Source organism: Massilia glaciei (genome assembly GCF_003011895.2).
GTDB lineage: Bacteria > Pseudomonadota > Gammaproteobacteria > Burkholderiales > Burkholderiaceae_D > Telluria_A > Telluria_A glaciei.
Window position 1 is genome coordinate 1 of the sequence record NZ_PXWF02000101.1, and the last position, 8,379, is coordinate 8,379.

The 8,379-nt window shown below is 64.4% G+C and carries 5 protein-coding genes and 4 tRNA genes; 7 read left to right on the plus strand and 2 right to left on the minus strand.

All coding sequences use genetic code 11. The features are described 5' to 3' along the window. The first annotated feature begins 213 nt into the window (after positions 1-213). Genes C7C56_RS07465 through C7C56_RS07475 form a run of 3 tightly spaced genes read left to right on the plus strand, consistent with a single transcriptional unit; the run spans position 214 to position 5,224 of the window. Positions 214-1,878, plus strand: a complete 1,665-nt coding sequence (locus tag C7C56_RS07465) for a ShlB/FhaC/HecB family hemolysin secretion/activation protein (protein WP_106756822.1) — start codon at positions 214-216, stop codon at positions 1,876-1,878. Positions 1,879-1,933: 55 nt separating this feature from the next. Next, positions 1,934-4,459: a two-partner secretion domain-containing protein gene (locus C7C56_RS07470; protein WP_106756823.1), complete on the plus strand. Its 2,526-nt coding sequence runs from the start codon at positions 1,934-1,936 to the stop codon at positions 4,457-4,459. Then, on the plus strand, positions 4,460-5,224 hold the full coding sequence (locus C7C56_RS07475) for a hypothetical protein (protein ID WP_106756824.1): 765 nt from the start codon (positions 4,460-4,462) through the stop codon (positions 5,222-5,224). 2 nt (positions 5,225-5,226) lie between these two features. Here the strand turns inward: C7C56_RS07475 and C7C56_RS07480 are convergent, their stop codons facing one another. Both C7C56_RS07480 and C7C56_RS07485 read right to left on the minus strand, forming a co-directional pair. Further along, a complete protein-coding gene (locus C7C56_RS07480; protein WP_146204332.1) occupies positions 5,227-6,618 on the minus strand; it encodes a hypothetical protein in 1,392 nt (463 codons plus the stop codon). A gap of 26 nt (positions 6,619-6,644) precedes the next feature. Continuing rightward, complete coding sequence (locus tag C7C56_RS07485) at positions 6,645-6,911, minus strand: helix-turn-helix domain-containing protein (RefSeq protein ID WP_106756826.1); 267 nt, start codon at positions 6,909-6,911, stop codon at positions 6,645-6,647. A gap of 714 nt (positions 6,912-7,625) precedes the next feature. Between C7C56_RS07485 and C7C56_RS07490 the strand changes: the two genes are divergently transcribed. The 4 genes from C7C56_RS07490 to C7C56_RS07510 all read left to right on the plus strand — a co-directional run bounded on the left by C7C56_RS07490 (position 7,626) and on the right by C7C56_RS07510 (position 8,202). Continuing rightward, positions 7,626-7,699 (plus strand) — tRNA-Gly (locus C7C56_RS07490). A 217-nt stretch (positions 7,700-7,916) separates the two neighbouring features. Then, positions 7,917-7,992, plus strand: a tRNA-His gene (locus C7C56_RS07500). 48 nt (positions 7,993-8,040) lie between these two features. Then, a tRNA-Trp gene (locus tag C7C56_RS07505) sits at positions 8,041-8,115 on the plus strand. A gap of 10 nt (positions 8,116-8,125) precedes the next feature. Continuing rightward, positions 8,126-8,202 (plus strand) — tRNA-Cys (locus C7C56_RS07510). Positions 8,203-8,379 lie beyond the last annotated feature (177 nt).

Below are 8,379 nucleotides of genomic sequence, written 5' to 3' on the forward strand. Positions count from 1 at the left end.
ACAACAGGTTGGGCTAAACAGTCACGAAAAACCTTGCTTTCCATCCTTGACAAGCGGCACGAACGATGTTTTTACATCAACTAATAAATAAACTTTCCCCTCGTTGCCATATCAGCCAAGCCTATGTTCGGCACCGCACGGACCCTAAGTTGCTGCAGAGTAAACTGCTTGTAGAAAACCAATAATTACACCTCGTCTACCAAGGATCCAAAAATGCTCCACACAAAATTAGTGCCATTCGCGCTGCTGGCCTTGAGCCACGCGGTCGCACTGGCCCAAACGCCCGGCGCCGCCGGACAATTCCAGCAAATCCCGCCGGCCCCGGTCATTCCGAAGGCCGCCCCCGAAGTGCGCATCGAGCAGGGCAAGGCCCCGGCCGCGCCCGACGACAAGGTCAAGGTGCGCGTCAACGCCCTGCTGGTCACCGGCGCGCGCGTCTACCCCGCCGCCGAACTGGTCGCGCTGGCGGGCTTTACGCCTGGCAGCGAGCTGTCGATGGCCGAACTGCTGGGCATGACCGCGAGAATCGCCGACCGCTACCACCGCGCCGGCTACTTCCTCGCGCAAGCCTATCTGCCGGCGCAGGACATCAAGGATGGCGTCGTCACGATCGCGGTCGCCGAGGGCACCTACGGCAAGATCACCGTGCGCAACCAGACCGGCGTCTCGGGCGGGCTGCTCGAGAGCCAGCTGGCCGGCCTCAACACGGGCGACACGGTCACCCGCGCCCCGCTCGACAACCGCCTGCTGCTGCTGTCGGACCTGCCGGGCGTCAACGTCAGCTCCACCCTCGTGCCGGGCGCGTCGGTCGGCTCGTCCGACCTGATCGTCGACGTCACGCCGGGCCGCAAGATCTCGGGCAACATCGAGGCCGACAACGCCGGCAGCCGCTACACCGGCCAGTACCGGATCGGCTCGACCGTCAACCTCAACGAGCCGCTCGGCATGGGCGACGTCGCCAGCCTGCGCACCTTGACCTCGGGCAAGGGGCTCAATTACGCGCGCGCGTCCTACCAGGTGCAACTGGGCAAAGCCAAGCTCGGCGTCGCCTACAGCAAACTCAAGTATGAGCTGATCAAGGAATTCAAGCCGCTCGGCGCGCACGGCACGGCCGACGTCGCCAGCATCTACGGCAGCTATCCCCTGATCCGCTCGCGCGACACCAATCTGTTCGCCCAGCTCGCCTACGACGACAAGAACTTCCACGACCGTCTGGACCTGACCGGCGCGGTCGGCGACAAAAGCGCCCAGGTGCTCATGGCCAGCCTGGTGGGCGACCACCGCGACGGCATCGGCGGCGGCGGCGCGAGCAATTTCGCGCTGACCCTGTCGAGCGGCAATCTCGACATCGAGACGCCGTCGCTGCGCGCGATCGACGCCATCACCGCGCGCAGCAACGGGCGCTACAACAAGTTCGGTTTTTCGGTGAGCCGGGTCCAGTTCCTCGGCGAGCGCTGGTCGCTGTCGGCCGCCGTCAACGGCCAGATCGCCTCCAAGAACCTCGACGTCTCCGAAAAAATGGAGCTCGGCGGCATGCACGCGGTGCGCGCCTATCCCGAGGGCGAGGCCTACGCCGACCAGGGTTACGTGATGAGCCTCGAGGCGCGCTACCTGGTCCCGCAGTTCTCGCAGTCGCAGCGCAGCCAGCTGCAGGCGCTCGCCTTCGTCGACAGCGGCAGCGTGCGGCGCGACAAGAATCCGTGGGTCGCCGGCGACAACAGCAGGACCCTGCGCGGCGCCGGCGTCGGCCTGGTCTGGTCGAAGGCCGACGACTTCATGGTGCGCGCCTACTACGCGCGCAAGCTCGGCAGCGAAATGGCGAACGCCGCGCCGGACCGCTCGGGCCGCTTCTGGGTCCAGGCCGTCAAGTATTTCTGACCAGCCGCGCAACATCGAATTCAACCGCCACACGCATACTGAATAGGAAAACACCATGAACGCCATCTACCGATCCATCTGGAACGACCAGACAGGCACTTTCGTCGCCGTGTCGGAAAACACCGCCAGCGCCGGCAAGCGCAGCTCCTCCTGCACCAGCGCGGCGCCCGGCGACGTGCGCGCCTCGATCAAGATGCTGGCGATCGCCGTCGCGATGGCGTGCGCTGCCAACGCGGCCGCCCAGACGCCGACCGGCGGCGTGGTCACCGAGGGCGCGGCCACGATCAACACCGGCACCAACAACATGGTCATCAACCAGTCGACCCAGAACGTCGTCATCGATTGGCAAAGCTTTAATATCGGGGCCGGGCAAAGCGTGCGCTTCGTGCAGCCGGGCAGCGAATCGGTCGCGCTCAACCGCGTGCTCGGCGCCGACGCGTCCGTCATCATGGGCAATCTGAGCGCGAACGGCAAGGTGTTCCTGGTCAACCCCAACGGCGTGCTGTTCGGCAAGGGCTCCTCGGTCAACGTGGGCGCCCTGCTGGCGTCCTCGCGCGACATCGGCAACGCCGATTTCATGGCCGGCAATTATAAATTCGCCGGCAGCGGCGCCGGCACCGTGCACAACGCCGGCGCCCTCGTGGCGGCCGATGGCGGCTATGTCGCGCTGCTCGGCGCCAAGGTCAGCAACGAGGGCCGCATCGCCGCCAACTTCGGCATGGTCGCCATGGCGGCGGGCAACGCGATGACGATGCAATTGTCGGGCGACAAGCTGCTCAGCGTCAGCGTCGACCAGGGCGCGCTGCAGGCGCTGGTCCAGAACGGCGGGCTGATCCAGGCCGACGGCGGCCAGGTGCTGCTGACCACCCAGGCCGCCGGCCACCTGCTGCAAACGGCGGTCAACAACACCGGCGTGATCCGCGCCCACCGGCTCGAGAACCAGGGCGGCGTGATCAAGCTGATGGGCGACATGCAGTCGGGCAGCATCAACCTCGGCGGCACGCTCGACGCGCAGGCACCCGGCGCCGGCAACGGCGGCTTCATCGAAACCTCGGCCGCGCACGTGAAGATCGGCGCCGACGCCATCGTGACCACGAGCGCGGCACAAGGCCAGACCGGCAACTGGCTGATCGATCCGGAGGACTTCACGATCGGCGGCGGCGCCAACGACAACATCTCCGGCGCCACGCTGTCGGCGCTGCTGGTGACCAACAGCGTCACGATCAGCACCTCGCCCGGCCCCAACACGGTCGTCGCCGGCGCACCGCCGGTCAGCACCTTGCACACCGGCACCGTCGGTCCCGGCGACATTTTCGTCAACCAGGCGGTCAGCTGGACGGCAAGCACGAGCCCGACCACGCTCACGCTCAACGCGGTCAGGGATGTCAACATCAACGCGGCGATCACGGCCACCAACGGCAACCTGGTCGCGTGCTGCGGGCGCGACGTCAACGTCAACGCGGCCGTGACGACCACCAACGGCAGCGTGCTGCTGGGCGCCGGACGCGATGTCAACGTGGCCGCGACGGCCGCCCTGACGACCACGGACGGCAACATGCTGCTGTGCGCGGCGGAGAATGTGAACATCGCCGCGAAGATCACCCTGACCCGCGGCAGCGCCATTCCCGCGCAGAGCCTCGGGCTGCCGCTGGGCCTGGGGCTCAGCGCCGGCAACGGCGGCACCGGCACCGGCACCGTGATCTTCGCGCCGCTCACGCCGCCCGGCGCCGTCACCGGGCCGAACGCGCCGGTGACGATCACCTACAATCCGATCAACTACACGACGCCGACCAACTTCCTGCCCCACTTCACGCTCACGGGCGGCGCCACCCTGACGCAAAAAATGCTGGTGTTCGCGGCCGGCGGCGACAAGACCGCCGATGGCGGCACCGCGACCACCCTGTCCGGCCTGAAGGGCAATCCGGTCGGCGTGACGCTGGTGGCCGGCGCGGGCGCGGCCGCCAATTTCGACAACGCCAATGTCGGTGTCGGCAAGACCATCACCCACACCGGCTACACGCTCGGCGGCGCCAACGCGGACAACTTCGCGTTGCCGGTCGCCTGTTGCGGCCCGGTTGTGGGCCGCACCACCGGCACCATTCTCGCCGCCGTGATTCCACCTGTGGTGGTGCCACCTGTGGTCGTGCCGCCTGTCGTGCCGCCGGTGGTCGTGGTGCCGCCGGTGGTCGTGGTGCCGCCGGTGATCGTGGTGCCGCCCGTGGTCGTGGTGCCGCCGGTGGTCGTGGTGCCGCCGGTGGTCGTGGTGCCGCCCGTGGTCGTGGTGCCGCCCGTGGTCGTGGTGCCGCCGGTGGTCGTTGTGCCGCCGCCGGTGGTCGTGGTGCCGCCACCGGTCGTCGTCGCACCCGCAACGACGCCGCCCGGGCTTGCACCGCCAGCCATCGAGGCGCCGCCGTCGGGACCAGTGCCTTCGGTCCTGATCGTGGCCGGCCCGAACGGTGCCCCGCCTGTGTTCGTGCTGCCGGCACCGGTCGTCGTCGCGCCGCCGGTCATCGTCGTCCCGGAGGAGGTGCCGGAAACAGTGGTGCCGGCCAACCGTCCGCCAAAGCAAGACCGCAATTAGATGGCACGCGCTGTCGACATCGGTGGGCACAGGGCAGGCGCGCAGCGCGCGCTTGCGGTCGGCATGACGGCGACCCTTTGCCTGTGCATGCTGGGACTGGCGCTCGGCGCAGGCAACGCCGCCGCCACTACCGTTGCCGCTCCCGTTGCAGCAACCGGCGACGCACCGAGACAGGCCAACTTCAAACGCGAACAGGCGTCAGCGGACGCGGTCAGCCTAGCGCAGTGGGTGCTCGCGTCGAACAACAACCGCAGCCTGTCGTTCATGATCATCGACAAGAAGGAAGCCAAGGCCTTTGTCTTTGACGGCGATGGCCAACTTGACGGCGCCACCGCCGTGCTGCTTGGCGAGGCCGTCGGCGACGACTCCGTGCCCGGCATCGGCAGCCGCAAGCTGTCGACCATCCGGGTCCACGAACGCACCACGCCGGCGGGCCGCTTCGTCGCGGCGATCGACCGCAATGTGAGCGGCAAGGACATTCTGTGGATCGATTACGGCAACGCCGTTTCGCTGCACCGGGTGGTGACCAGCGATGCCAAGGAGCGGCGCGCGCAGCGGCTGGCCTCGGCCACGTCGTCGGACAACCGCATTTCGTATGGTTGCGTCAATGTGCCGGAGAAATTCTTCGACAAGGTCGTGATTCCGGCCTTTAAGAAAACCAACGGCATCGTGTATATCCTGCCCGAGACGCGGCCGATCGGCGCCGTGTTTGCCGCCTACGACGCCGCCGTACGCAAGGCGCGCGTGGCGGCTGCAGGGCAGTAAGACTAGTAGATGAACGCGTGGCGGCCGCGTTCGCCCTCCGACAGGCCGACGAACAGGATCGCGCCGGTTTTCTCATCCCACTGAAATGGCTTTCCGTCGTACGGATTGCGTTCGTCCGCCGCCGCGAGTTGATGGCGCAGCTGCGCGGCAGGCACCGCGCGGCTGTGCAGGCCGACGGTGAGCGCGGCGAGCCGGCGCACACCCTCGAGGTCGGTCACACGCGCCGCGTAGTTGGTGAAATCGGGGATCCCCACTCTGAGGAACATATCGCCAACAGGGTTATACATCCGGTCGGGCATCGGGCCTTTTTTTGCGACCGCATCCGTGATGTTACTGGCCCGCACCAGCGCTTGGGGAAGCTGCGCATACGGCACCCGCAGCGCGTCCTCGACCGACGCGAGCACCTCGGCATACCGGTTGCTCGTGTCCTGGATCTGCATCAACGGCTTGAACACGCCGGTCGCCATTTTCCCGCCCCACGTGACATCGTATTCGCGCATAGCCTCCGGCGCATCGGTGCGCCGCAGCGCGTTTTCGGCAAACCTCAATTCCCCCGCGAACGGACGCAGCATCGACCGCTCGGCATCGGAAACGGGTGCCAGCCATTGCTGCGGCATCGCCTGCATTGCACTTTGCGCCGGGAGGCGGCGCAACGCCAACGCACCGAGCGAAAAATGCCGGTTGATGGCGGCGACGGCGATCATTTTCGATATCAGCATTTCGGATGACGCCAGGCCCAGGCGCCAGAACCGGATGTCCGCTTCCAACAAGGCTTTGACACCCGCCGCGTCGCCCTGCCCCGCCAGTGTCCACGCCTTGAGGTGCAGTAGTTTTTGGCCTTCGAACACGGGGTGAAATGCGGGCATGGGAAACCGCATGTCGTAGGGCATGTCTTCGCGCCAGGCCTGGTGTGCCAGCAATGCGCGGTAGCGTTCGAACAGCCACCGCTCCGATGCCGCCCACGCGGCGATGGTCGCTTCGCCCTTGCCGATCGCATCCACGCAGGCTTGCTCCGCCGTGCGGCAAGCATCGGACAAGGCTTGTACTTCGGGCGTGCGCGCGGCCTTGAAATTGGTGTCTGCGCCGGGCGGAACGGCGCCATCGGGGATATTCGGCAGCGCCGCCATTTGGCGCGACCAGGCGATGCGCTTCTGGCCCCATGCCCTTGGATCCTCGTTGGGGGCGACCTGGAATCCCATCAGGAATACATAGGCGTTATCGCCTTCGGCGAGCGCGGCGCGCCCGGTCGACAGCGCGGCGAGCCGGGCTGCGGCCTGGCCCACAGGCTGGTCGCGCCAATTGACCGCGAGGAGTATGAGGTAGAGGACGAGGACAAGGCCAAAGCATGCGGCGACGGCCAGCGTAAAGATTTTGAAGGCTTTCTTTGTTTGCATTTCCACGTCCCGGTTTTTATGAAGCGTTATGCATCCTTGAATAGATTGGAAACGGGACAATCAAACAACGTCGCCAATCCTTCGAGCAGATCGATGCTCAATGACTTGGTGCTGTTGTTGACGACCCTGGTCAGCTGTGAATGGGATATCTCCACGCCCATGGCATGGAGCCTGGTCCACAATTCGGTGACGAAGCGGATCTCGTGCTCGGCCATCAGGACCTGAATACGCAGGACGGCCTTTCGCGGGGCGGCCGGGGGGGCCTGGGTTTTATGTGTTTTCGATGTTTGCATGGTTTAGTCGCACCTCACTACGACAGGCGCCATGATACCGCCTTATGAGGATCGCGGTTTGCGGCTGTTGCAAATAAACCCATGCGGAAGCGATTGTTTGCATATCATGCAAATAATTTTCAATATTCGCTTGCCTTTCCATTTTCGCCATGTGAGAATGCATTCACTCGCCAACCAATTGGCGCGCACCGAAGCACCACATACAGGGATTGACCGTGAAAACAATTACGCAACCACAGATGACGACAGGACGCCAAGCGTCCGGCCTGTCGCTGCTTGCGTGCCGGTTGCCCGCTTCGTGGCTCAGCCTGTTCCAGCCAGCGCTTGAGCGGGCCATCGATGCCGCTTCGTGCTGCTTGCGCCAACCCACTCACCGCCATGATTCCCGCCAGGCTTATTTTTACGCCGCGAATTGGAAGCATGCACACACCATCCGAGGGGGAAACCCCTAGTCGAACAGGATCACTCCTCGACGACCGGCCGCAAGGTCAAGCTCAAGGGCTCGGATGTTCCGCAAGGACACCGGGCCCTTTTTGCATTTCGGGCACCGCGACAGGTGCAAACGCAGTCAAGCCCTTTCAGTTTGAGGCCGTCCCCGGACAACCCGGACCAGACGCAGTTCTTTCAGTTCTTTCACAATTCGGACAGGTAGTAAAAGCCCCGCCTGTATCGGTATTGCTCCCTCACGAGCAATACCAGTGTGGGCGGGGCGGTGCGGAAATAGCTCAACGGTAGAGCGCAACCTTGCCAAGGTTGAAGCGGGAGTTCGATCCTCCCTTTCCGCGCCATTCCACAAAGCGCTTTTGAAAAGTGCATGGCGCAGCCAGGGGCAATGTGCGCCGAGAGTCTTTGTGGAATGGCTTTGTAGGTCGTTCACAGTTCAGTTGGGGTATAGCTCAGTTGGTAGAGCAACGGACTTTGATTCCGTAGGTCCAAGGTTCGAGTCCTTGTGCCCCTGCCAGTTTTTCACATTTGTTTGCATCGGCAAGCATCTGACCATCAATGGTGGCGTTAGCTCAGTTGGTAGAGTATCGGATTGTGATTCCGAGGGTCACGGGTTCAAGCCCCGTACGTCACCCCAAAATTTGCCTGGCGCAGCTTCAATGCGGGCGCAGGCAACACGTTCACTATCTCAGTGGCGCAATGGAAGCGCAGCGGCCTCCAAAACCGAAGGTTGCAGGTTCGAGTCCTGCCTGGGATGCCAAACAATATATGTGGGGTTGCCTGAGCGGTTTAAAGGTGCGGCCTGCAAAGCCGTTGTTCATCGGTTCGAATCCGATATCCCACTCCATTTTTTTCGGACTGAGGCGCGCAAGGAAGCCGGCCTTGCAAGGCCGGCCCGTTACGCAGGGGCGCGGCAATGCCGTGCCAATTCCCTGCTTCACCCTGCAAAGCCGTTGTTCATCGGTTCGAATCCGATATCCCACTCCATTTTTCTCGCCTTAGCTCAGATGGAAGAGCGCGATGC

Excerpts from the sequence above, each read along its gene's own strand:
- C7C56_RS07480 (WP_146204332.1), bottom strand. The coding sequence starts at position 6,618 with ATGCAAACAAAGAAAGCCTTCAAAATCTTTACGCTGGCCGTCGCCGCA.
- C7C56_RS07470 (WP_106756823.1), top strand. The coding sequence starts at position 1,934 with ATGAACGCCATCTACCGATCCATCTGGAACGACCAGACAGGCACTTTC.
- C7C56_RS07475 (WP_106756824.1), top strand. The coding sequence starts at position 4,460 with ATGGCACGCGCTGTCGACATCGGTGGGCACAGGGCAGGCGCGCAGCGC.
- C7C56_RS07485 (WP_106756826.1), bottom strand. The coding sequence starts at position 6,911 with ATGCAAACATCGAAAACACATAAAACCCAGGCCCCCCCGGCCGCCCCG.
- C7C56_RS07465 (WP_106756822.1), top strand. The coding sequence starts at position 214 with ATGCTCCACACAAAATTAGTGCCATTCGCGCTGCTGGCCTTGAGCCAC.